This window comes from Kordiimonas sp. (assembly GCF_965216265.1).
Lineage (GTDB): Bacteria > Pseudomonadota > Alphaproteobacteria > Sphingomonadales > Kordiimonadaceae > Kordiimonas.
In genome coordinates this window covers 2,994,711-3,014,875 of record NZ_OZ244153.1, presented here as the reverse complement: position 1 = coordinate 3,014,875, position 20,165 = coordinate 2,994,711, and the positions used below count along the sequence as shown (strand labels likewise).

Sequence of the window (20,165 nt, the reverse complement as noted above, 5' to 3'; positions counted from 1 at the left end):
ATAGTATTGTTCTGCCCCCGGCCTTCTAACTCTCGGTCTTCGTCCGGGGTTTCGGCTTTCCCGGCTCTTGCGGCGCCAGAGTCGCCTCAATGCAGCGAGAGATAGCGGTCGCAGCCTCGGCAAGGCCCGCTTTTAGAAGGGTTTCGCCCGCCCGCTTGCGCGCGGCTCCATCGGTGAAATCGCCGCCTGTCATGGCAAGGAAAAGCGCGGCCATGTCACACAGGCGAAACTCCTGCAACCTGTGGGTTAGAAAAGGGATCAGCCCCATGCCAAAATGGTCCTCGAGGTCCATCATGGTGCCGATATCAAGCCGTAGACGCACGGTGCGCGCGCCTACTTTCAGGCTGGTTTCGCCTGCGATCTTGCGTGCCATGGCCAGGCCTTACGCGAAGGTAATCGGGCCAGCAGATTCGAAAGACAGGTTATAGCTCACCTCGCCCTCGTCTGTTCCCGTCAGGTCGAGGCTGTTGATGGCAAACTTGCCACTATAGGTGCCGTGACCAGGCACGATAACGCGACATTCCGGGTGTGTGGCCGCAAGCATATGGCCATGACAAAGCGCAAAGGCGGCATCAGACATAAACACGCCGCTTGCGGAGCTTGTGAACGAACGAACACCACCACCCTCGAGCATTTCCTTGAAACCGCCGCTGTCTTTGGAGGTAATATCAACACCCTGGTTGGCAATCTTCATATCGTTCGACTTGAAGCCTCCTACCATGATAAAATTTTCGTCTTCAAAAGCGCCGCTGCCGTCGTGAATCTTGAGGAGCAGTTCTTTACCAAGCTGTGCTGTCATCGCATGTTTCCTTTAACTAATGCGTTGCTGTTAAGTTTTTTTTCGCGCGCGGGTCCGTGCGGTTTTTGGTATGATTTCCTGTCTGGGGCTGGTATGGCGACGGGAGGGTTGAGATGAGTAAACTGGGAAAAATGGTGAGCACCCTGCTGTGCCTGTTGGCACTTACGGCCATGAGTACAGTCGTGAACGCAGTCACCTCAAACCGTGCAGCCGAGACCGCACCGCCCGTTGACGCGGGGTACAAAATCTCCGTCACGGCCAAGTGTATCAACCAGATGAAAGCTTACCGTGTGGCCATCGGCTTCATCGCCAATCGGCTTGAGAAAAGCCCACCAGCGCTTATTTATGTGAGCGAAGACGGTCAGGCTCTTACGCTCCACAACCGTATCCACCGCACGATGCAGTATGAACGGCGGGTGCTGGAAGCGGGCATGCAGGCACGCGCACGCACCTGCACAAAAGCACTGATGAGCTAGGCCGCCGATACACCCTCATAAGCCCTGATACGGTATGCCAACCGCCCTCGATAGAGCATACGCTCCGGCGTAATTTGCCGAATGGTATTGGAGCCGATGAACCTGAGACCCGCAAAACTGACATCAAGAACATCAGGCTCGAAAGACTTCATCGCCCGGTCCACCTCAGCCATCAGCTCTTTCACTTCCATCTGGCCATGGTCCTCAGACCACACCATGATATCAAAGGCGATCTGGCTGCAGTCACGGTCCTTCAGCGCCATACCGTCTGCCCGTGTTTCACCAAATGTAAGATAGGGTAGCGCGCTGCCCGTCGGCACCTCATCATAGATGCCCGCCAGAAGGCCCATCAGCACGCTGTCGTCCTTCAGGTGCGCATAAAGCGCTTCCTGCAATTTATGGCAAACCAGTGCGGTCATGCTCATTATCCTCGTGGGTTATTGAATGGAAACGCCGTCAAAGGCGATGGTGCGGCGGTCCACGCCTTCAAGCCGGAAGTTTTCCAGCCGGTAGCGCACGCCCCGCCATTCGGCCAATCGCGCCGCCTTATAGCTACTCTTGTAAGCGGTGCGGAAAGTAGCTTTGCCACTGATGGCTTGCGCGTCCGCGCGCTCAGCCACGCCCAGTGCCACAGTTTCAACTTCAGCCCAGACGTCTGCAATGATCGGGGTTGAGCGAATAAGCCGTGCGCCCGCTCCTGCACTGGACTGTTCCGCCATCAAGGTGACACGGTGTCTCCGCGCGCCAAAGCTTCCCTGCACACCGCTCATAACCGCACCTGACGATAGGTGGAGACAAGCGCGCTCGCGCCGCTGGCAACAAGCGCATTTGCGCCCTCGCCTATGTCGCCGCGATGCGTATAAAGATAGGCGACAAGCTGCAATAGCGCCTGCCGTATCACAAGCGGCACTGCGTTCCAGTGTTCACCAAACCCGGCCCGCGCTGAAAGCCGTAGTGGTTCGCGCTGGCCAGCGTTTACGGTAACCGCCCCCAATAGCGCAACTTCAGGCGAAAGCCCGGGCCGAAACGAGACAGCCTCCTGCGCCACCGCTTGCCATGTGCCATCCGCCAGTTTCACCTCAACCGCATCAAGTGCGGCGATAGGCCGAACAGGCAGCCGTGCTGGCGCTGTGCTCATGGGTATATGGTCGAGAAAGATGTGCACGTCCCGCGCGACAAGGGCCGCACCCAGGTGCGCTTCAAGACAGGCCGTGGCGGCCTCTATCAGGGCACCAAAGCTGGCATCATCATCCCCGCCGTCAACGCGCAGATGGTCTTTCACCTCATCAAGCAGCAGTGGGTCGCTCGCGGGCCGGGTCAATACTTCAAATCTCATGTTAGCGCTCCATCACATAAAGGCTGAGGCTGCGCTCACCGGTGCGGCCGTTATCGGTTTCAATGGTGCAGGTAAGCCGGTACCGCTTGCCCCGCACACCGCCCGAGACATGCACGCCGCGCACGCTACCCATCTCAACAACAGTGCCAAGTACAGGCGCACCTTCACCTTCGGGCTCAACAGCCCAGGAGGTGCTTGTGATCTGCTCGCTGCCCGTGAGCCAGGCGGCCCAATCGAAGCTATAATCCACCGCAGCAGATGGGTCTTTGGCATGAACAGCCATGTTGGGCTTCCTTTCCGGTAATTTGTGGGGCCAGATGTTTTGGAACAGGTATTTAGGCTTACGTGTTTTGAGCAGTAATCTCGAACCAGCCACTTGCGGGCGATGTGAGCGTGAAGGCACCGCGCTGGCTTTCCACCGCGCCGCCACCGGGGCTGAGATCCACCACGCCAAAGAGCTTGCTGTTCGCCTGCAACTGGGCGGCAAGCCCTTCCACCAGCACCATGAAGCGCGCCGGTGGCATGTTGACCGGGTTACCCCAGCTCATGGCATCGGTGGTGAACTGCGCAGCACCGGGCGAGAGCAAAACGCTCGCACCACTAACCTGTAGGCGGGTGTAACTTCCGCCCGCAATCTCGTGCGATGCGACATCCGAAAGCACCGCATGGTTGCTTTGATCTGGCGTGTAACCACCGCCAAGCAGAAGGGCTGCAAGCCGCACGGACGGCAGGCGCAGGCTGCCTTTTGCGAAGCGATGCAGTGCGGTGTCATAAAGCGTGAGCGGGCCGGTGATCATGTCACGGCCTCCTGCCTGATATCAGCAATCACGACAACAGCGTCTGAGCGGTTTTCCAACTCCCTCTGCCGCGGTTTCGCGAGACCTGTCACCGCCTCGGCATCTATGCTGGCAGGCGCGGATTGCAGGAAACTGTGCGAGGGTAAGCTGACACCACCAAAGGCCCGGAGATAATCACCCGAAAGGGCAGACGCCGCGATTGCGGAGGACGCAAGCATCATGGCCGCACTCCATTTATTGCTGGTTTCTGGAAAGCTGTGACAACCGGGTTTGGCTGTCACAGCATGTAAGCTTTGTTTAGGCTGAAGGGGCCTCAGCCTGTGGGCCATCCGCATGGGAAGTATCCTCAGCAGCGCCTGCCTGTGCGGCAGCGTTCAAAGCGTTAAACACCTCCACATAGGCTGGCATTTCGGCGCCTGTAAGCTGGGCGCGCTGCAAAAACTGGAGTGCCGCTTGGGCGTGTTTGGGGGAGAGGGCCTGTTGGTCCTGTGTCATGATATTTTCCTCTATAATAGACGGTGAAGGTGCGCCTGCACATATGGCCAGGCCGCACCTGGGGGTTGAACGGCAAATGAAATGACTTAGCGAGATGCGCGCGCCTTAAGCCGCCGCACCTGCCGCATCCACCCACTGGCTGCCGTCAGACCAGATGGGTTTACCAAGTGTTGTATCGAACATGGTGGCACCGGCACCCACGGATGCAGCGCTTGGCCTGTTCCCTGTGGTGTCGGCTTTGCCTTTGATGATGCCTGCCACTGTGAGGTTGTCGGTGCAGCTAATCGCCCCCGAAACATCAATCACCAGGGCATTAAGCCACGTGATGTTGCTGTCAGCTGTATCGTCTCCAGCAACCCTGAAATAATGCGCGCCCTCAAACATGCGGTGCGAAGCTGCTTCACCTTCGACGATGCGCTTAAAGTTTGCGCCGTCGTAATAAGTGTTATCCATAAAGTAGGTGTTAGCGCCGCTACCATAAGACATGAGCGCTCCGGCAGATCCAATTTGAATGCTGTCATAGGCGCCAGACCAATTCAGGAAGGTTGTGGGTCCGATGTTCAAGCGCCCCTGTGTCAAAATATTGTGCGATAAGAAATTCCAAAGACTGGCGCTATAATCAAAATTAGCTACGGTAGAACCGCCAACGGCAAAGACAATATCGTTCGCCTCGGTCGCGTGACTTTCTCCTCGTAGCCGGATATTGGCCCCCATGTTGTAGGCACTCCCGCCTGATAGAATCAGGTCTGAGTTTGTAGTACCTCTAGATATTACCGATACCGCTGTGAGCGTATTGTCCTTAAAGTCAAATACGCCTTCTTCCGATATTTCCAGCCGTCCAATGGCCGTTCCTTCCGAGGCTGTAGCGAATACCAAAGAAGCATTATCCTTATTAGCGGTATCGCCGCCACTCCTCGCAAATATTGAAGCGACCCGAGTAGTATTCCAATAGAATTCCATAATCCCAATATTTTGGTCCTCCGCACCCCGGTTAGCCCTTAATTGGAGAGCTGCTGCAGAGTCCGCAGTATTGTTAACATTAATTTTTGTTCCATTTGAGGTAATATTACCCATCTCGACAACATCATTTCCATGGAACGTGAAATAGTCATCGTCATTAGACCACTGGAAAATTGGGTTGGAACCTATGCGGAAAAGAATATCATTTTCGTTCGTAGCTCTGTCACCACCGTACATCGTGATGTTGGCACCAACACCGTTTCCGTTACCACCTGAGAAACGGAGAGAAGATGTGTTCACAGATTTCCACATACCGCTAGCGGAGCTTATAAAATCAGTAGCTGTAACGTCATCTGTAAAGGTAGCTGCCACTTGAAACTGTGCTGCTGAATTGTAGAAATACAGCATATCAGAAACAGAGCCATTATCGCTCAAGCGGAGAACCAACCGCCCATCTTCTGAACCATTAGTAGCTGTGGTGCTATCAAACGTGAAGCTACCAAAGGTACGTTCCACCCCGGTGGTGGATAAGCCAGTTGCCTGGATAATTCCCACTGTTCTCGTAGAGGAAGCCACCCCGGTGGCTGTATCTCTTAAACGTAATGTGGGGTTCTCGGTGTTTGTGATGTCAAGGTATTGCCCACCTACAGTAACGTGCCCGACGAAAGTCGACATAGCAGCGCTGGCATCCCACGATAACCATGCAGTAGTTCCTGTGCGAAACTCTGTGTTGTTAGCCTTAGTAGCGTGCTCCCCCCCGTAGAAACAGGCGTTAGCCCCAGAACCGGTGGCGTTACCCCCAGAAACAATCAAGGCATCATTATCGACCGAGCGTAAAATGTGACTATTCGCATGTATAGGAGTATAAAATGAAACCGAGTTGGTGCTTGCATCATACGATAGCCACGACGTCGTATCATTGCGCATCTCAAAATCGCCTGAGCGGGTCGAATGGCCACTACCATAACCAATCAGGTTCCAGCCAAGCCCCGTACCTGTGGAACTGCCAATGCGGATGGTGCTATTGTCCACGGTGCGCAGAATATCAGTATTACCGAGATTTAGCTGTCCCGCAAAATTGGCAACGCCGGATACCGTTAATACCTCATCTATTGTCAGGCTGTCGTAAAACCGGAACAGCGAGTTACTGGCGTCGTAGAACATAATGTTATCACTGCCAGACCGTAAAACCGTATCTCCCGCGTTCGTTGCGTGGGTTGAGCCATAGAAGAAGATGTTGCCCCCATCACTAGCGCTGGAACCTCCAGCAATTACCATCTGCCCAGAGGAAACAGTTCTAAGAATCCGGTCACTCCCAAGTGTCGCGGCGGTTGACGAAACGGTCAGCACATCTGTCCACGTAATGTCTCCACCTAAACTACCAGAACTCGCCGTGCGGAATTTGTGGTCTCCGCTGCCATTGGATAGATACTGGGTAGCAGTGCCATTACTGCGATATTTATAGAGGCCACTGGAAGCATCCAAATACCAATTACTGCCTAACAGCAAAGTATCGCCAGATGCGTTTGCCGTTAAAGCACAGGTCTCGCCCAGTTCAAGCACATCTAACGCAGTGTTCCAATCTGTTCGGGGCGTACCGCCGACCCGCATGCGCTTGGTGGATGCAATGCCCACGTGCCCGTTTGCCGTGAAGGCCCCGCCAACGGTCATTGCCGGGGTTACGGTATATTGCGATGAACTGAGGGAGATGAGCAGGTTATCGTTGATTAACCAGCGGTGCTGTTCTTCCGCGTGACGGTATTGATACAGCCCTGCCCGACCGGCAACGCCGGTTGTATCGCTATCAGCAAAAGCAATGCCGCTGACAGACCCTGTGCCCGCTTTAATGGTTATGCCGTGATTGCCGGTAGGATTACCAAGAATAATATCATCATAGCTGGTGTCTGCTACCGTACTCGCACCGTTAAACGCTGCACTACCTTCAACCGTGATATTACCGGCAAACGCGGCGTTTGTGTTGACGGTAAAGCTGTCCGTGGCGGCGGTGAACCGCACCCCCCCCGCCACGGTAAAGCGCATGGTCTCGGCCGTACGGTCAACGTCAATAAAGTTGCTGGTGTGCTCGGCGAAATCATCATGATCAAAATAATAAGCCGGGTTTGTGCCCTCGCCGCCCTCTGCAATTACACTACCCGTCGCGCGGATCTCACCACTTGGGTCAATGCTCAGGTAAACCGTGTCGTTGGCCTTGAAGGTAAGCGGCTCGTTTGTGCTGGTGCCAATCTCTGTGCGGGTTAAAAACTCCGCCGTGGCGGCACAAAAAACCCGTGCGTTGCCGGAAAGCGAGATCTCCTCTGGCGCATCCCGGTCCAGCACACCATCCACCAGCGTTTCCAGCACAGTAGTGCGCGCGAGCGTGTCTGCATTCAGCATGGTGCCGGTGCCAATTTCATAATTGTCACCGTCCTCAATCACATAAGAAACAGCGTCGCCCACAGCAAAAGCATCACGGAAGCGCACATGCCCCGCAAGCGCACCCGCGAGCGTGATATCACTTGCGCCAGATGTTGTTGTCAGTTCGCGCACACGGTTTGCCAGCATCGCTTGTCACTTTCGAATATGAGAAAAAGAAGAGAAAAACCGGGCGGCAGAACCACCCGGCTTGAGTTTTTTTCAGTAAGGCAGCCGATTATGCCGCCGCGAACTTCAGAAGCTTGAGCGCATCATCGTTCACCAGCGCACCGCCCACACGGCGGGTGGCATAAAAATGCACATAAGGCTTGTTGGTGTAGGGATCCCGAAGCACACGGGTGCCGGTGCGTTCCACCAGCGTATAGGCACGCTCAAAATTGCCAAACGCGATGGAAAGCGAGCCAGAGGCTACATCGGGCATGTCTTCCGCTTCCACAACCGGGTAACCAAGAAGTGTATCCGGCTGGCCTTCGCTCAGCCCGGCCCGCCAGATGAAGTTGCCGTCCGCATCCTTGAACTTGCGCACCATGGCAAGCGTTTTGGAGTTCATCACAAAACGCGCGCCTGCCCGGTAGCGGGCTGAAAGCGCATGCACAAGGTCAATGAGGATATCCGCCGGGTTGCTGGCGGGGAAAGCACCGTCAGCGCCAGTGATCACATGCTGTACCTCACCAAAAGTGCGGGCGTCGTCATCGTCAGTAGATGTCGTGTAAGTCAGGAAGCCCTTTGGCTTGTTGGTGCCGTTGCCGTTCACAATGGCAGCCCCTTCTTGGGCCGCGAACTCTTCCGCCACTTCCTCATTGAGCCAGGCTTCCGCATCAAACTGCATGTCATCCAGCGCGCGCTGGGTGGCGGCCGCATTGGCGTAAATCTCGCCCGGTTCAATCTCAACCTTCTCAAGGCTCGGGGTCGCGGTTTCGGTGCGAGTACCGGTTTCACCAACCCAGCCAGAGGCCGTGCCGCCCGTGTTCACCAACCGGCGATAGTTGCCGCTATCCACGGTTTTCACCTTCACGATGGAACGGAGCGGCGACAGCACCCGCAACTGTTTTTCAATCTCGTTATCAATCACCAGCGGCACGGCAACACCGCCATCGCTGTCTGTGCTGGTGGAAAGCGCTTTGCTTTCAAGCGCCTTCAGGCCGTCCATATCGCCTTTTTTCATGAAGCCCTGCAAAAAGGCTGATTTATGCTCGGCTGAATACTCGGGCGTGATGGTGCCTGCACTGCCGGGCCGGCCAAGGCGGGTTTCAAGGCCGTCAAGGCGCGAACGCACCTCCATCAGGCCCACTTCCGCCGCGTCGGTATAGTCGTCAATGGCGGCTTTCAGATCGGTCATTTCCATGCCATCTGTCCTTTCAGATATTGGGGTCGGGGGAGCCGGGTTTATGCCCCGGCAAAGGGTGAAAGGCCGGGCCGCCTGCCTCACGCAAGCGATGGTCACAGCCAATGAAAAACCCGCCGGGCCCCTGCATCTCACAGGCATCTGGCGGGCTAAAAATTCAGATAGATAGGTGGGTCTATGTATCAGTTACACTGGGATGAATAACTAACAGCCTCTACCGTCACTTCGGAGGAAGACCGCGCACCGGCGCCCTTGAGGGTCTTGTCTTCATCCAGCCTGCTGCCGCTGCGAAACAAGTCAAACTTGCCCTCATCCAGCCTGTATTTCCGGGCGATCATTTGTTTCAAGCCACAGACTGACACGATTTTCACATCCTCCACGTCGATGCGCTCTCTTTTCTTGTCCGCTACTGTCACGTAAATCGTGTCCCGCGCCATGGCACCTGGTGCACACACCGCCACGAGCAACGCACCGCACAACGCTTTTTTTATCATCTTGTTCATCGTTATCCCCCTTCAGGCAATTGAGTTTCATGCAACCTTGAGGGGATATGTTTACAAAGGATGCCAAAGCTGTCACCTGCAATTTTCACTTTTTGTTCTCATGCTGTTCTGATAGCGTGCAAGAAACATCATGACCACGATACATCTGGCAGGGAGGCCAGGCCAATGAAAAAGCTCGCCCTTATGGGGGCCATTGCCTTCACCACATTTTCACTGCACCCCGCCTTTGCGGAGGAGGCTAAAACCGATACCGCCCGCATTGCGGAACTTGAGCGGCAGGTCCGTTCGCTCAGCGTGGTGGTGAACAACCTGCGCGCGGAGGTCGAGCTTCTCAAATCCGGCAGGTCCATGATGAGGCAGCCGTCCGGCACAGCGCCGGAAGATTGCGAAGCCCAGGTTGCTGCGCTGACGGAGCGGCGGGACAAACTGGGTGCGCTCGGCTACGCACCCAAACACCCGGATATGATGCAGCTTGAACACCAGATCAACACACTGAAGGCAGGGTGCGCGGCGGCGGGCTAGGCCCGCACACCAAACAAGATTGGGGGACAAATCATGAAAGCATTTCTGGGTGGTATGGTATTGGGCGGCTTCTTAGTCGGGGCCGTGAGCTATTACGGTATCATTGCACCAAGCAACGAGATGACCGAAAAAATCATAAACGAAAAACTCGCCAAAGCGCTTGTCGATGATCGCCCAAGGGATGAAAGGATAACCGAGCTGATCATTGATTCCACGATTCTGTTTCCCAAACTTGATACGCCATACAAACATGAAGAAATCCTTGGTGAAGGCGTTATCGCTGCCCTCTATAAGATGACCCCGATGATGTCTCTGACCCCAGACATGATTGATAGACTCTGTGTATACAATGCATTCCGTGTCTCCGATATAGACACAATCTTTGTCTCGATAGGCCTTAAAGATCCTGATTTTTTTCAAACCATGTATGATCAAGCCGGCACCTTCGAAGGCGGCGGTGAACCGCTCCTGGGTGCCTTCATGTTCTCTGGCATACGTCCTCTTACTCTCGGCCGTTTTATCGCCGAGCGTGAAGGATACCCAAACACCAATCGGATTACCCTTCAGCTAGCACAGAAAGACCTTCATAGCACTTTGTCAAAGCTTAGCGAGATTTCCCCAAACGGCATTATTCCTCTGTGTAATAGCTCTGGAGTCTCGGATCCTGAGGCATTGAGGAACTGGCGCCATTACATAGAGCAACCCTCTGAAACCACAGAACCAGACACTATGGACGATTAAAGTGCTGTGGTGTGAGGCTTGCCGGGCAGTTCCTGCCTGCGTAGTACCGTACCTGTTGCCAAAAAATGCGCTCTAGATGCTCAGCGGTTTTGCCAATACGCTCTACATCACTGGCAAACGGACCAACCTCGCGGCTCAATTCGGAGGCATACTCCTGATTATAATTCAGAAGGCTGCGCACAAGCGTGTATACTGAGCCCATCGCTTTCGCAAAATCTTCAGGCTTCTTGGTGACAGCAACTTCGATTGTATCCAAAGCAGCCCACCCAGCATTGGAGAGAATTTTCGCGTCATAATCATCGGCAAACTTTTCCCTCGCACGAGCAAGCTTCCGAATAGCCCTACCAAGCTTTGCTCGTGCTCTCCATCTGGTCGTATTGCCATGATTAATGTTCAGCAAAAGATCTTCGCACTCCTGTTGCTCGGTCCTGCCCTTGGTGCACGGCGCGCAATCTGTGCAGCCGTCTTTGCAACCGCCACGCACCTTCCCTTCAAGCGCCAGTTTTCGGCGCTTCAGTTCCTGCACGAGTGCCGTGATCTCACCCGCATGGGGCTCATGGGCCTTCCCCGCAGGGGCATGGGAATACCGGTTGGGCATATATGTCATGAGATAACCTCTTTGGTGTAAACCTGATATCAGGCGGGGCGCTGTTCACGTCACCGCCACATTTTGTGTCTTGCAAACCGTTCCCCTTTTGTTCATGGTAGGCTCAGAAAACACGCATCGGTAGTGGGGGACAAATCATGAAAGCATTTCTGGGTGGTATCTTACTTGGTGGCATTGCTGTTGGTGTCGGGAGCCTGTTTTTTGACTTCTCCGAGCCACAAAACCCGTCTCAACTGCACTATAAAGCAGGTGCCGCAAACTGGTACGACGCCGTGCAACCCCTTGGCCGTGAAAGCTCTTCGCTCACACCACACTATAACGCCCGGCTTGGCTCCGACAAAATGGCAGACCCTGAAGACTATGATATCGACAAGGATGGCCACATCACACTAGTTGAGGAAATACCCCTGCTTTCTTTTGGTCCCGACGATCTGGCGTCTATCTGTCTGCATCCGATCCTCCCTTCAAATACCGGCCATATTGAAGAGATTGAGGCGCGCTTCTTTTTCTCCGATACCACCAGAGCACGCATCCAAACAGCCGTGATGGAGCGTGATGGCAAGGACATGGCGTTTATGAACGGAAACGGTGCGCTAAGCACCTTTCCAGCATCCGCCCAGGTAGCGGAAAGTTTCACCCTAAACACAAAAAAGCGGGAAGAACTGGGTGATCTCAGTTTCGCTATAAAGCCTGAGGCGTTCGCCACCGGGCTTCGCTTCGTACACATTGCGGCCGGAGACGACACACCCATCACGCACTGTTATGGCCGCGACCTTGAGACAGATATCCACGGCTATAAGACCTTCAAGGCCAGCCTGTCTGAACACATGCGGTATTACCGGGAAAAGAAGCGTTCCCAGACCACGCCAAACGATCAATAGAGGGTTACCTTAACCCAGTCAGGGGCACCTGTCGTCCACCCCCAAACAAGGATTTCCTGCGCACCTGCGGGCACGCTCAGGGTACTGCTGGAACCGTGCGCATGTGATTGCCATTTGAACACATCACCGCGTTGGCGGGTAGAGGTATACCCGAACCGCAAAAAGATGGGCGACATATGCTCATCTTCTGCGCGTCGTGACACCTTGATCTTAAACGTGGTCGGTTCCAGTGGGCTGATAGATGCTATTGCTATTTTGCGACGGGCTGAAACACCGTTCTCCCCCTGCGTTAATTCCAATTCTTTGGTATAGGTGGCCTTCAACGCAAGGGGGTTCTGCCTTGTCCCCTCAAGCGCCAGTTTGCGGCGCTTCAGCTCCTGCACCAGTGCGGTGATCTCATGGCTGTCTGCATGGTTGAAACCATCCGCGCCAAAGCCCTTGGCGGTGATGGTGCGCGCCCGGGTGCGGGAAAAACCATAGTCGCGCAGGAAACGTTCAAACGCGCGTGGGTCGTCCGGCAGGCTGGGCGCCTGTGCGCCCCCGAGGGCGGATTTCACACTATGGGTACGGGCAAGGTCGTTTGCGGGGAATGTCACGAGGGATACCTCCATCAGGTCAGCTTTTGAAATTCTGCGGGTGCCGGTTGCGGCGTCGCGCGTGGCTTCCCGGGTGATAAACCCGATCGAAAGGCCATCAAGCGCGCCCATGCGCAACAGCTCATAGGCTTCTGCGCCGCGGCCCTGCAAGCTCAGGCGGCCTTTCACATAAAGGCCTTTCTCGTCCTCGCGCACCACCTCAAACCGGCCGATGGGGGCTTTGGTGTCGTGCTGCCACAACAAAACAGGCGTGCGCGCTTTCAGGCTTTCCGCAAACGCGCCGGGCTCAACCACGTCACCGTCGCGGTCCACATTGCCAAAAATGGCGCCGTAACCTTCAAAGGTGCCGGCCTCGCCTGTGGCAGTTTCGCCCCCGATTTTTGGGCCGGTTTTCACTTCAAGCGGCAGCAGCGCAATGCCCCGCGCATCAGATGCATGGTGGTTCATCAGGTTTCCTGTCTTTAAGGATGGATGACGGATAGCTTCAGGAGTGCTCAGGCGCTTTTGGTGCCGCGCCCTTTATCCCCAGCATTTTGCGTTTCTCGGCGTCGCTCAGGAACGCTGCGTTTGCGATGCGCTCAAACCTTGCGGTGCGTTTGGCTTCAAGGGCGGGCACGTCTTCAAAGTCTGGCTTTAGTGTGAGGCTACTATCACCAAACATGGGCAACAGCCAGTTTGTAAGCTCAGACGCGATCTCAAGGCACATGGGCACAACCGTGTCTTCCCATAGGCTTTGCCGCGCTTCCGTATAGTTTGAATAGGTGGCCGCGTCCGGCAGGCCAAGCATTTGCGGCGGCACACCAAAGGCCGTGGCAATCTCGCGGGCAGACATATTTTTGGCCGAAGCCCAGTCCATATCCCGTGGGCTCATGCCCATGGCTTCCCACTTGAGGCCCCCTTCCAGCAGCAGCGGGCGGCCCGCGTTTTTGCCGCCCATATAGCGCCGCTCAACCTCGCCCTGAAGCGTGGTGAACTGTTCTTCCGTAAGCGGGACTTCGCCCGCTTCCTGGTATAACACGCCCGAGGGGGAACCCCCGTTCTGGATCAGCGCCAAATTCCAGCGGCTGCCTTCATTAAAGGCGTCCACGCTCATGGCCGCAGCTTCAAGCGGTGCCATGCCGTACCAGTCCGAAAGCGGGTTGAAGGTTTTCCAGTGCAACACAGAAGCCGCGCCGTAGCGCTGCTTGCGCCCGGCCACATTCTGCTCAAAGCCTGCGGGCAGGCCGTCCGCCCCTTCAACCACCTGCACCGTGTCTGGCCGCATGAGCCAAAGCTCTTTTGGTGCGCGGCCATCAGGCCCCACCGCCAGCGCATAGGCGTTGCCTGCGATCAGGTGGTAACCCACAAAGTTATAGAGGAAGTTTTCCCCCCGCACCCGTGGGTTGGGGCGGGCGAGCAGGGAGAGCACATCATGCTCATCAATGCGCGTATCGCCCCGGTAAAGCGCAAAAGGCACGCTGGCGCACGCGCGGGCCACAAGGCCCACGGCGCGGTAAGCAATCACATTCTGGCGATACCCTTCTTCCGATAGCGTGTCATACCGGCGCGGGGTGGCCACAGCCTGCCCCGGCCCAACACGCGCAAACACGGGCCGCGTGGTGGCTTTCACCTCATGGCCCGTAGGCTCATTTCGGTTTCGTAACAATTTATCCCAAAAGCCGGAAAGTGAAGCCATAGCCTATAGTGTCCTTATCCTTGGTTGTGGGCGTGTGCCCAGCATCAGGTGCGTGAGCGCCCACACAAGGGCGTCCATCCTGTCAGGGCTTTTGCTGCCCTCACCGGTGTAGCTTGAAAGCTGGTCCTCAAGTTTGGGGAAGGCCCCCACATGGTGCACAAGGCCGCGCTCATACAGCGCCGCGATGGGTTCCGCGCGGGTGCGTTTGCCCCGGCTTGCGTGCACACCGCGTGTTGGCACGGTGCTGTCCACCTGTGCGATCAGGTTGGTAACAAGCGCCCCGCCCTGGTTGATCTCAACAATAATTTCATCAGCCTCAAGCCGGTGGTAAAGCTTCACCGCGCGGCGCGCCCACTCAAGCGGGCTAAGGCCGTGGGCGGAGGCATCCTCAAGCACAAAGGCGTGGCCTTCATGGAGGCCATCACCGGCACCATCACCAGTGCACAGGCCAGCGGCCACGATGCCGCATTCATCTGCGTTTTCACCCACGCTCACGGGTGGGTCTACGCCCACAACAATACGCGCGAGCGCGGGGGTTTCTGCAACCCGGGTATCGTCCAGTATCTTGCGGGACCATAAGGCGCCGGGCACATCTTCCAAAATCTCGGCCATCAGTTCCTGCCTACCCAGGCGGGTGCCGTCATAACGGCGGATCACCTCACTTGCGAAGGTTGGCGCAAGGTTTACGAGGTTATCGTAGGTGGAACCCCGCGTGATGTGTGCGCCTTCAAGCGCCATCAGCATTTTAAGAAGCGTGTGCGGTTTTGGTGTGGTTGTCACCACCGTACGCGGGTCCGCGCCAAGGCGCAGGCCAAATTGCAGCATATCCCACGTGGGCATGGCGTGGCGCCAGGCGCACAGCTCGTCGCACCAGGCACCGTCATGCTGCGGCCCGCGAAGGCGTTCGGGCTCCTCCGCACTATAAAGAAAAGCCTGCGCGCCGTTTGGCCACGTTAGCTTTTTCTTTGATGGTTCAAACGTGGGGCGTGCCCATGGGGGTGCAATGGCCAGAAGCCCGCTTTCCCCTTCCACCATCACGGTGCGGGCATCATGAATTGTGGGGGCGATGAGCGCAATGCGGCGCATGGTGCCAGCTTCCGCGTGCATGCGCACCCATTCGGCGCCTGTGCGGGTTTTCCCAAACCCACGCCCGGCAAGGATAAGCCAGTGCCGCCAGTTGCCAGCGGGTTCAAGCTGGTTTTCCCGCGCCCAAAAGCGCCAGTCATATAACAGCGTTGCGGCCTCAAGCTCGCTCAGGCTTTCAATGAAACCCTTGCGCTCAGTCGCGCTGATCGAGCGCAGCAAATTTGCCGAGTAATGCATCGCGTGCGCCTTTCAAATCGGGCTCTGGCTTATCATCCGGTTTGGGTTTCTGCCCAGCGGTGCCAAAGCGCGCCGGGTCGCGTGCCTTCAGCAGAAACATCAGAAGCGTGTCTGAATGCTCGACCACCTCCGCCACCTTTTCACCACCGCGAAAAATTGGTTTTCGGGTACCCATGATGGCGCGGCGCACGGCCTCGCGCTCAATAGGGTCGCCCTCCCCTGTGGCCGCATCCCAAAGGGCTTTGAAGCGCACATCAAACTCGGCCCAGCGGTAAGGCGTGCGGCGGTCTGCGCCGATGGCCTTGCAGGCGGCCACAACCGTGTGACCAAGGAAAAGCTGTTCAAGGAATTTGTTTTTGCGGGCGTCCCGCTCAAGCGATTTGATCGCCGCGTCGCCCCCATGAGGCGCCGGTTTTTGTTTGGCTGTCATGAAGGCTCCTGCGCACAAATCTGCGCGTCAGTTAGGAAAGGTCAAAAAATTCAGAGGGTGCTGGCGGGCTATCGAGCAATGCGCCACGGTGTGGGCGCACATCACCAGCGAACTGTGATTACTATGCCCAAAAGCCAAATAGGGTGCAAGCTTTAATTTACGTTTTTCGTAATTATTTTTCAGGATAGTCTTTTTCCATTATTTCTATAACCGCAGCCATCAACTCGTGGCGCTCTTTACCCGCAAAGGACCCATCGGTCAGAATGTACGGCAAACCAATCTGGTATTTCGAATTCATAATGAAACTTTTGGTGTATCTGTTTTGCCCGACAAAATTCTCCGCAGGCATTGTCGCGGCAGAGCTGTAGCCAAGGTGATAATAGTGCCCACGATTGATGCAGGAAACTGCGGCTTTCTGCTCTTCCCGAGAAGCCTCGTCCCGCATGTCAAAAGCAACCAATACCAATGTTTTCTGGATTTTATAGCCGTCTGTCAGACGTAGCAGGGCACAGCGATCATTGTCTGAAAAGACAGCCTGCTGCAGTGCGGATGCGAAGGAGCTTTCCCCTAAAAAGGGAACAAGGATGTCGCGGTGCTCGCTCAATTTTTCCGCGTTGATATCATCAAGACCAAGGAGAAGCAGTTCAGCTTCAGCTGGGGCTCGAATGTCTACGAAAAAACGAGTAGAGAAAAACTGTCTGAGCCGGAATTTCACCGGATTAAATAGTGGCCGATCATCGCTGACCGTACCCATATATTTTCTTGGTATTATGTTAATCAAGTTCGCACGGTCCACAATGCTGTAATACCGACTTGATGCACTCGGGAATGCCATCTCGTCAAACAACCGTGCTCTATGCACTCCCTCTTCCGGCAAACTGGAGCTGGCGAGCATGTCTTCGATCGCTTTATCGCTGTTTCTGTCCTCCACCGCACCGCAGGCGGCGGTTAGCACCAGTACCAACGGAAGGAGGAAGGCGCGCATTATGCCGCGCGCTACGTAGTTATCTGAAAAGGTCATACCTGAGCCGTGTTCTGTTTTTCCTCTACCAACGGTAGATAGAAATCGCGCTTACTACAAGAAGTACGATCAGAACGCCCCTAGTTTCCGCCGCGCCGGGTTTTTGCCTCACTGTCGCGGGGGTCGGGGTGGGCATCGTGGCGGGCCATGATGGTGTCAAAATCCGTGCGGGCGTCATCGTCCAGCCACTCCCGGTAGAAGCGCCGGTGGGCAAGCCGCACGTCCGCCGCAATTTTGTTCACACTTTCGACCACGGCCGCACCGAAGGCGGATTTGTTGCAGCCCACATAGTTCTGCAGGAACTCGGGCTCCCCCGCGATGGGCAATGTGAAATAGCTGTCGGCTTCATCCAGCTGCCGGAAGCGGTAGGCGGCTTCAAACGCAAAGGCAAAACCATAAGAGATGCGCCCGCGGGCGATCAGGGCACCCAGGCGGGGGTCCACCAGCTCCACCTTGCCCTCTGCGCGGGATTTGTCAGCCAGCAACCTGTTGATATTGCTGCTGTAAAACCGCCCGCTATCAACCCCGTAGAGGAATTTACCCGATGCCAGCAGGCGCGGCAGGTCAATCTCCTCCGCGTTTGTCAGGTAGGGGTCAAATATGTCCCGGTTGCTTTTGAGGGCAATGACCCGGTTGGGTAGCACTTCAATCAGCGGCTCGGAAAAAGTGGCGTATTCCTCGCGCTCCGGCGTTTTGAAAAGCCCAAGATGGCAAGCGTTTTCGCGGGTGCGAACCTCGTTATGAATGCGGGTGGCGGAGGTCAGTACCTTCAGGTGGTCATAATCCGGCAGGCGTGCATGCATATAGGAAATGGCCTTGTCCGCGAAGCCCTGGCCCGCATCTTCGCCCGTGATGATATGGATGGGCGGGAAGTTCTGGTAATACCAGCGAATGACCGGGCGCTCGGCTTCCTCGTCGGCGCGCGCTGTGAAGGCCGGGCCTATAATAAGCGGCGCCAGAAGCAGTGTTAAAAGAAGGAAGCGGGCACGGTGCAACATGGAATTCAGGCTCATGGTGTTATCTGTTAGTGGGTCCGGAGCCAGCGTGTCAAACACCCAAAGCCCTCGCTGTTTTGCTATGCTTTACCACGGTGGCCGCGTGCTGCCTATGCTTGATCACCGGTCCGGGTATTATATGTTTTCATCTATAGCGCCCACGAAAAACAGACGGTTTTTCAGGCATATCTGGTGATAGAAACCTGTTGAAGTGAGAAAAAGCAAAAGCTTTTCTACGCATCCTTGCACTGAAACACCCACTGGCTGAGTGATCAGCAAAAGAAAAGCCCGCCTCCGGAAATTAATCCGAGAGACGGGCCTATTCGGTCACTATGGCTAAACCCATGGTGCAATACGGGCGGGCTTGAAGCAAGTCTTTTTTTATTAATTTTTATGAGTTTTCCCTAAGTTGATGCAATAGCTGATCTTACGGAAACAGGCGGCAATCGCAGCGCTACCAAGGCGGTAAATGCGGTGTCTGTTTTACCTGAAAAAAATACCCTTATCTCTCACGATGTTAGCGGGCTTAAAGCAACGCCTGCCCGCTACCGGTTATGGTTGAAATGCTCGAGCGTGCAGGCAGGTAGGCCGAAGCCTAGGTCAACAAACGCGGCTTCCCGTATGGTGGGCGGTATTCTCTCCTCACGGTAAGGGCGGGCGCTGTTTTTGCGTTTCTCACTCGCTTCCATGCTTTCTGCCGTGTTGGCCTCGATGTAGCCAACACCCAAGATATAACGCACCTCGCCCGAGGCATCCGCAAGCGGCGCACCAAGCGTGTGAAGGTCATATATGCGGCCGCCATCGCCGGTTACCCGGCGCTTCACCCGTGCGGCACAAGGGTGCTGGCGATAGGCCTGCAGAAAAGCTTCAAAGTGGTCCCATTCGTCCTCATGCAGCCGGTCAAACAGGTTTTCGCCCGATACACGAAAGCTGGGCCGGGCTTCGATATCTGTGCCCAGCAGGCGGACCTCAAGCTTATACCTGGCTATATGCTCAGCCACAAAAAGGTTAGGCACCAACGCGGGTGCGAGTGTGGGGCTGAAACATGCCTTCGCTGGCACGTTGCCAACACTTTTGGGCAACGTCTTCCACAGCGCGATAAAATCTTGGAACATACGGCCCCCCGCGTCCATATAGCTCTCCGCCCGACCCCCATTTGCCGGTTGGCGCGAAGGGAGCTTAGCAGATCACCCGTAGAAGAAGAAGCACAACCATGCGCAGCCTTAAATGGCAGTTTTTAGCGGTTTTCTCGCGGGAGCTGTAGAAAAATGGGCTTTTAACCGCTTGTGGTTTTATGTATAGTTCGCCCCTAGGGGCAAAACGGGAGCATGTTATGAGGAAGAACTGCGCGAATGCGCAGCCCCGGCACGGTGCACTGTGCCTGTTGGGGACGTTCGCATTCTTTGGCATCATCGGCGCTGCTTTTTACTGGAGCATTACCGCAACGATGTAACGGATTGAGATCGGGGCAGATCAAAATCCAGATATGAATTCAGGGTCATATACCCTGCCACTCTTGGGCTACGGCCCTTGAGGAAACCGCGACCGGCAAGCCAGGCACCCCCTTTGTGCCCGTGTGAACCGGAAGCAACCAAGAGAGGGAACCTGGGGCAAACAACCCAACAGGGGTTATCTCGCCGCTGAGACAGGTTCCACCCACGAGCCACCGGCACACATGCCAAAAGGCTCAGCAGGGATGTCGGGGCTGCCATGAAAGTCATGGACGGGGAAGCCCGGCACCACCTGCGATCCTCAGACCATTGTTCAATTCAATGCACTTCCCATGTTTTTTGAAGAGATGGTCATGTCATGCCGCAATATCGCCAAATCACATCCAGCATGTCCCAACTTGGGGTTTTGATCTTCGACTGGATCGCTGCCGGAGCAATCGGGTTCAGCTCGATTTTCATGCTTGACCTTTTCGTACCCTCCCCTCTTGAAAATGACGTTCCCGATCGGGCGGGTGGTATGATCACTATACTAGCGCTTCACGTCTATTTCGTCTCAACGATGCCTTTTCTCAACGGCCGAACATTGGGCATGTTACTTTTCAAGAAACGGGTTGTTTGGCGGGAACGTGAAATGCCAATCCTTTTGACGACTGCGCGTGCTTGTATTTATATCATCATCTCATTGGTGACAGTATACCCAATATTGCGAAACCTACTCGCTGGCAAAAAAGGCCCCTATGATTCAGCATTTCAGGTCTTTATGGTCGACGAGAACTAAC

Annotated in this window: 25 protein-coding genes; 5 read left to right on the top strand and 20 right to left on the bottom strand. The window is 55.5% G+C overall.

Annotated elements, in window-relative coordinates; translation table 11 throughout:
* Positions 1 to 25: 25 nt before the first annotated feature.
* Positions 26 to 373 carry a GTA-gp10 family protein gene (locus ACOOGA_RS13985; protein WP_417462857.1) on the bottom strand — a complete coding sequence of 116 codons (348 nt, stop codon included), beginning with the start codon at positions 371 to 373 and terminating at the stop codon, positions 26 to 28.
* Positions 374 to 382: 9 nt separating this feature from the next.
* Complete coding sequence (locus ACOOGA_RS13980) at positions 383 to 799, bottom strand: phage major tail protein, TP901-1 family (RefSeq protein WP_417462856.1); 417 nt, start codon at positions 797 to 799, stop codon at positions 383 to 385.
* 113 nt (positions 800 to 912) lie between these two features.
* On the opposite strand from ACOOGA_RS13980, the gene ACOOGA_RS13975 reads away from it, so the two are divergent.
* Positions 913 to 1,275, top strand: coding sequence for a hypothetical protein (locus ACOOGA_RS13975; protein WP_417462855.1), 363 nt, complete (start codon positions 913 to 915; stop codon positions 1,273 to 1,275).
* Here the strand turns inward: ACOOGA_RS13975 and ACOOGA_RS13970 are convergent.
* From ACOOGA_RS13970 to ACOOGA_RS13925, 10 genes are all read right to left on the bottom strand, one after another.
* Entirely contained in the window at positions 1,272 to 1,694 is a 423-nt protein-coding gene (locus ACOOGA_RS13970; RefSeq protein WP_417462854.1) for a DUF3168 domain-containing protein, read from the bottom strand. The genes ACOOGA_RS13975 and ACOOGA_RS13970 overlap by 4 nt on opposite strands.
* A gap of 18 nt (positions 1,695 to 1,712) precedes the next feature.
* The gene (locus tag ACOOGA_RS13965) at positions 1,713 to 2,045 is read right to left on the bottom strand and encodes a hypothetical protein (protein WP_417462853.1); all 333 of its coding nucleotides are present in this window, start codon (positions 2,043 to 2,045) and stop codon (positions 1,713 to 1,715) included.
* Complete coding sequence (locus ACOOGA_RS13960; protein WP_417462852.1) at positions 2,042 to 2,611, bottom strand: head-tail connector protein; 570 nt, start codon at positions 2,609 to 2,611, stop codon at positions 2,042 to 2,044. Before ACOOGA_RS13960 ends, ACOOGA_RS13965 begins: the two co-directional genes overlap by 4 nt.
* Position 2,612: 1 nt before the next feature.
* Entirely contained in the window at positions 2,613 to 2,894 is a 282-nt protein-coding gene (locus tag ACOOGA_RS13955) for a hypothetical protein (RefSeq protein ID WP_417462851.1), read from the bottom strand.
* Positions 2,895 to 2,952: 58 nt separating this feature from the next.
* Positions 2,953 to 3,408, bottom strand: coding sequence for a hypothetical protein (locus ACOOGA_RS13950; protein ID WP_417462850.1), 456 nt, complete (start codon positions 3,406 to 3,408; stop codon positions 2,953 to 2,955).
* The gene (locus ACOOGA_RS13945) at positions 3,405 to 3,629 is read right to left on the bottom strand and encodes a hypothetical protein (protein ID WP_417462849.1); all 225 of its coding nucleotides are present in this window, start codon (positions 3,627 to 3,629) and stop codon (positions 3,405 to 3,407) included. The genes ACOOGA_RS13950 and ACOOGA_RS13945 overlap by 4 nt, the downstream gene beginning before the upstream one ends.
* Positions 3,630 to 3,705: 76 nt before the next feature.
* Complete coding sequence (locus tag ACOOGA_RS13940) at positions 3,706 to 3,903, bottom strand: hypothetical protein (protein ID WP_417462848.1); 198 nt, start codon at positions 3,901 to 3,903, stop codon at positions 3,706 to 3,708.
* A 105-nt stretch (positions 3,904 to 4,008) separates the two neighbouring features.
* The gene (locus ACOOGA_RS13935) at positions 4,009 to 7,425 is read right to left on the bottom strand and encodes a hypothetical protein (RefSeq protein ID WP_417462847.1); all 3,417 of its coding nucleotides are present in this window, start codon (positions 7,423 to 7,425) and stop codon (positions 4,009 to 4,011) included.
* Positions 7,426 to 7,513: 88 nt separating this feature from the next.
* Complete coding sequence (locus ACOOGA_RS13930; RefSeq protein WP_417462846.1) at positions 7,514 to 8,641, bottom strand: phage major capsid protein; 1,128 nt, start codon at positions 8,639 to 8,641, stop codon at positions 7,514 to 7,516.
* A 182-nt stretch (positions 8,642 to 8,823) separates the two neighbouring features.
* Complete coding sequence (locus ACOOGA_RS13925; protein ID WP_417462845.1) at positions 8,824 to 9,144, bottom strand: ubiquitin-like domain-containing protein; 321 nt, start codon at positions 9,142 to 9,144, stop codon at positions 8,824 to 8,826.
* A gap of 165 nt (positions 9,145 to 9,309) precedes the next feature.
* Between ACOOGA_RS13925 and ACOOGA_RS13920 the strand changes: the two genes are divergently transcribed.
* Together ACOOGA_RS13920 and ACOOGA_RS13915 are read left to right on the top strand one after the other, a co-directional pair.
* Positions 9,310 to 9,666, top strand: coding sequence for a hypothetical protein (locus ACOOGA_RS13920; protein ID WP_417462844.1), 357 nt, complete (start codon positions 9,310 to 9,312; stop codon positions 9,664 to 9,666).
* Positions 9,667 to 9,699: 33 nt separating this feature from the next.
* Entirely contained in the window at positions 9,700 to 10,407 is a 708-nt protein-coding gene (locus ACOOGA_RS13915; protein ID WP_417462843.1) for a hypothetical protein, read from the top strand.
* Here the strand turns inward: ACOOGA_RS13915 and ACOOGA_RS13910 are convergent.
* Complete coding sequence (locus ACOOGA_RS13910) at positions 10,394 to 11,014, bottom strand: hypothetical protein (protein ID WP_417462842.1); 621 nt, start codon at positions 11,012 to 11,014, stop codon at positions 10,394 to 10,396. The genes ACOOGA_RS13915 and ACOOGA_RS13910 overlap by 14 nt on opposite strands.
* 137 nt (positions 11,015 to 11,151) lie before the next feature.
* Here ACOOGA_RS13910 and ACOOGA_RS13905 point away from each other — a divergent pair, with 137 nt between their 5' ends.
* Entirely contained in the window at positions 11,152 to 11,895 is a 744-nt protein-coding gene (locus ACOOGA_RS13905) for a hypothetical protein (RefSeq protein ID WP_417462841.1), read from the top strand.
* Here ACOOGA_RS13905 and ACOOGA_RS13900 read toward each other — a convergent pair.
* The 7 genes from ACOOGA_RS13900 to ACOOGA_RS13870 form a co-directional block, all read right to left on the bottom strand.
* Positions 11,889 to 12,938: an HK97 family phage prohead protease gene (locus ACOOGA_RS13900; protein ID WP_417462840.1), complete on the bottom strand. Its 1,050-nt coding sequence runs from the start codon at positions 12,936 to 12,938 to the stop codon at positions 11,889 to 11,891. The genes ACOOGA_RS13905 and ACOOGA_RS13900 overlap by 7 nt on opposite strands.
* A 37-nt stretch (positions 12,939 to 12,975) precedes the next feature.
* Positions 12,976 to 14,166 carry a phage portal protein gene (locus tag ACOOGA_RS13895; protein WP_417462839.1) on the bottom strand — a complete coding sequence of 397 codons (1,191 nt, stop codon included), beginning with the start codon at positions 14,164 to 14,166 and terminating at the stop codon, positions 12,976 to 12,978.
* Positions 14,167 to 14,169: 3 nt separating this feature from the next.
* Positions 14,170 to 15,489 carry a DNA-packaging protein gene (locus ACOOGA_RS13890; RefSeq protein ID WP_417462838.1) on the bottom strand — a complete coding sequence of 440 codons (1,320 nt, stop codon included), beginning with the start codon at positions 15,487 to 15,489 and terminating at the stop codon, positions 14,170 to 14,172.
* On the bottom strand, positions 15,446 to 15,919 hold the full coding sequence (locus ACOOGA_RS13885) for a hypothetical protein (RefSeq protein WP_417462837.1): 474 nt from the start codon (positions 15,917 to 15,919) through the stop codon (positions 15,446 to 15,448). The genes ACOOGA_RS13890 and ACOOGA_RS13885 overlap by 44 nt, the downstream gene beginning before the upstream one ends.
* A 172-nt stretch (positions 15,920 to 16,091) precedes the next feature.
* On the bottom strand, positions 16,092 to 16,940 hold the full coding sequence (locus ACOOGA_RS13880) for a hypothetical protein (protein WP_417462836.1): 849 nt from the start codon (positions 16,938 to 16,940) through the stop codon (positions 16,092 to 16,094).
* Positions 16,941 to 17,020: 80 nt separating this feature from the next.
* The gene (locus tag ACOOGA_RS13875; RefSeq protein ID WP_420428897.1) at positions 17,021 to 17,953 is read right to left on the bottom strand and encodes a TIGR02285 family protein; all 933 of its coding nucleotides are present in this window, start codon (positions 17,951 to 17,953) and stop codon (positions 17,021 to 17,023) included.
* Positions 17,954 to 18,480: 527 nt separating this feature from the next.
* Entirely contained in the window at positions 18,481 to 19,050 is a 570-nt protein-coding gene (locus tag ACOOGA_RS13870) for a PAS domain-containing protein (RefSeq protein ID WP_417462834.1), read from the bottom strand.
* A gap of 694 nt (positions 19,051 to 19,744) precedes the next feature.
* Between ACOOGA_RS13870 and ACOOGA_RS13865 the strand changes: the two genes are divergently transcribed.
* Positions 19,745 to 20,164 (top strand): hypothetical protein, encoded by a 420-nt coding sequence (locus ACOOGA_RS13865; protein WP_417462833.1) that lies wholly within the window; start codon positions 19,745 to 19,747, stop codon positions 20,162 to 20,164.
* Position 20,165 lies beyond the last annotated feature (1 nt).

Coding starts and splice junctions, on each gene's coding strand:
- ACOOGA_RS13985 (WP_417462857.1), bottom strand. CDS start 373: ATGGCACGCAAGATCGCAGGCGAAACCAGCCTGAAAGTAGGCGCGCGC.
- ACOOGA_RS13980 (WP_417462856.1), bottom strand. CDS start 799: ATGACAGCACAGCTTGGTAAAGAACTGCTCCTCAAGATTCACGACGGC.
- ACOOGA_RS13975 (WP_417462855.1), top strand. CDS start 913: ATGAGTAAACTGGGAAAAATGGTGAGCACCCTGCTGTGCCTGTTGGCA.
- ACOOGA_RS13970 (WP_417462854.1), bottom strand. CDS start 1,694: ATGACCGCACTGGTTTGCCATAAATTGCAGGAAGCGCTTTATGCGCAC.
- ACOOGA_RS13965 (WP_417462853.1), bottom strand. CDS start 2,045: ATGAGCGGTGTGCAGGGAAGCTTTGGCGCGCGGAGACACCGTGTCACC.
- ACOOGA_RS13960 (WP_417462852.1), bottom strand. CDS start 2,611: ATGAGATTTGAAGTATTGACCCGGCCCGCGAGCGACCCACTGCTGCTT.
- ACOOGA_RS13955 (WP_417462851.1), bottom strand. CDS start 2,894: ATGGCTGTTCATGCCAAAGACCCATCTGCTGCGGTGGATTATAGCTTC.
- ACOOGA_RS13950 (WP_417462850.1), bottom strand. CDS start 3,408: ATGATCACCGGCCCGCTCACGCTTTATGACACCGCACTGCATCGCTTC.
- ACOOGA_RS13945 (WP_417462849.1), bottom strand. CDS start 3,629: ATGATGCTTGCGTCCTCCGCAATCGCGGCGTCTGCCCTTTCGGGTGAT.
- ACOOGA_RS13940 (WP_417462848.1), bottom strand. CDS start 3,903: ATGACACAGGACCAACAGGCCCTCTCCCCCAAACACGCCCAAGCGGCA.
- ACOOGA_RS13935 (WP_417462847.1), bottom strand. CDS start 7,425: ATGCTGGCAAACCGTGTGCGCGAACTGACAACAACATCTGGCGCAAGT.
- ACOOGA_RS13930 (WP_417462846.1), bottom strand. CDS start 8,641: ATGGAAATGACCGATCTGAAAGCCGCCATTGACGACTATACCGACGCG.
- ACOOGA_RS13925 (WP_417462845.1), bottom strand. CDS start 9,144: ATGAACAAGATGATAAAAAAAGCGTTGTGCGGTGCGTTGCTCGTGGCG.
- ACOOGA_RS13920 (WP_417462844.1), top strand. CDS start 9,310: ATGAAAAAGCTCGCCCTTATGGGGGCCATTGCCTTCACCACATTTTCA.
- ACOOGA_RS13915 (WP_417462843.1), top strand. CDS start 9,700: ATGAAAGCATTTCTGGGTGGTATGGTATTGGGCGGCTTCTTAGTCGGG.
- ACOOGA_RS13910 (WP_417462842.1), bottom strand. CDS start 11,014: ATGACATATATGCCCAACCGGTATTCCCATGCCCCTGCGGGGAAGGCC.
- ACOOGA_RS13905 (WP_417462841.1), top strand. CDS start 11,152: ATGAAAGCATTTCTGGGTGGTATCTTACTTGGTGGCATTGCTGTTGGT.
- ACOOGA_RS13900 (WP_417462840.1), bottom strand. CDS start 12,938: ATGAACCACCATGCATCTGATGCGCGGGGCATTGCGCTGCTGCCGCTT.
- ACOOGA_RS13895 (WP_417462839.1), bottom strand. CDS start 14,166: ATGGCTTCACTTTCCGGCTTTTGGGATAAATTGTTACGAAACCGAAAT.
- ACOOGA_RS13890 (WP_417462838.1), bottom strand. CDS start 15,489: ATGCATTACTCGGCAAATTTGCTGCGCTCGATCAGCGCGACTGAGCGC.
- ACOOGA_RS13885 (WP_417462837.1), bottom strand. CDS start 15,919: ATGACAGCCAAACAAAAACCGGCGCCTCATGGGGGCGACGCGGCGATC.
- ACOOGA_RS13880 (WP_417462836.1), bottom strand. CDS start 16,940: ATGACCTTTTCAGATAACTACGTAGCGCGCGGCATAATGCGCGCCTTC.
- ACOOGA_RS13875 (WP_420428897.1), bottom strand. CDS start 17,953: ATGAGCCTGAATTCCATGTTGCACCGTGCCCGCTTCCTTCTTTTAACA.
- ACOOGA_RS13870 (WP_417462834.1), bottom strand. CDS start 19,050: ATGTTCCAAGATTTTATCGCGCTGTGGAAGACGTTGCCCAAAAGTGTT.
- ACOOGA_RS13865 (WP_417462833.1), top strand. CDS start 19,745: ATGCCGCAATATCGCCAAATCACATCCAGCATGTCCCAACTTGGGGTT.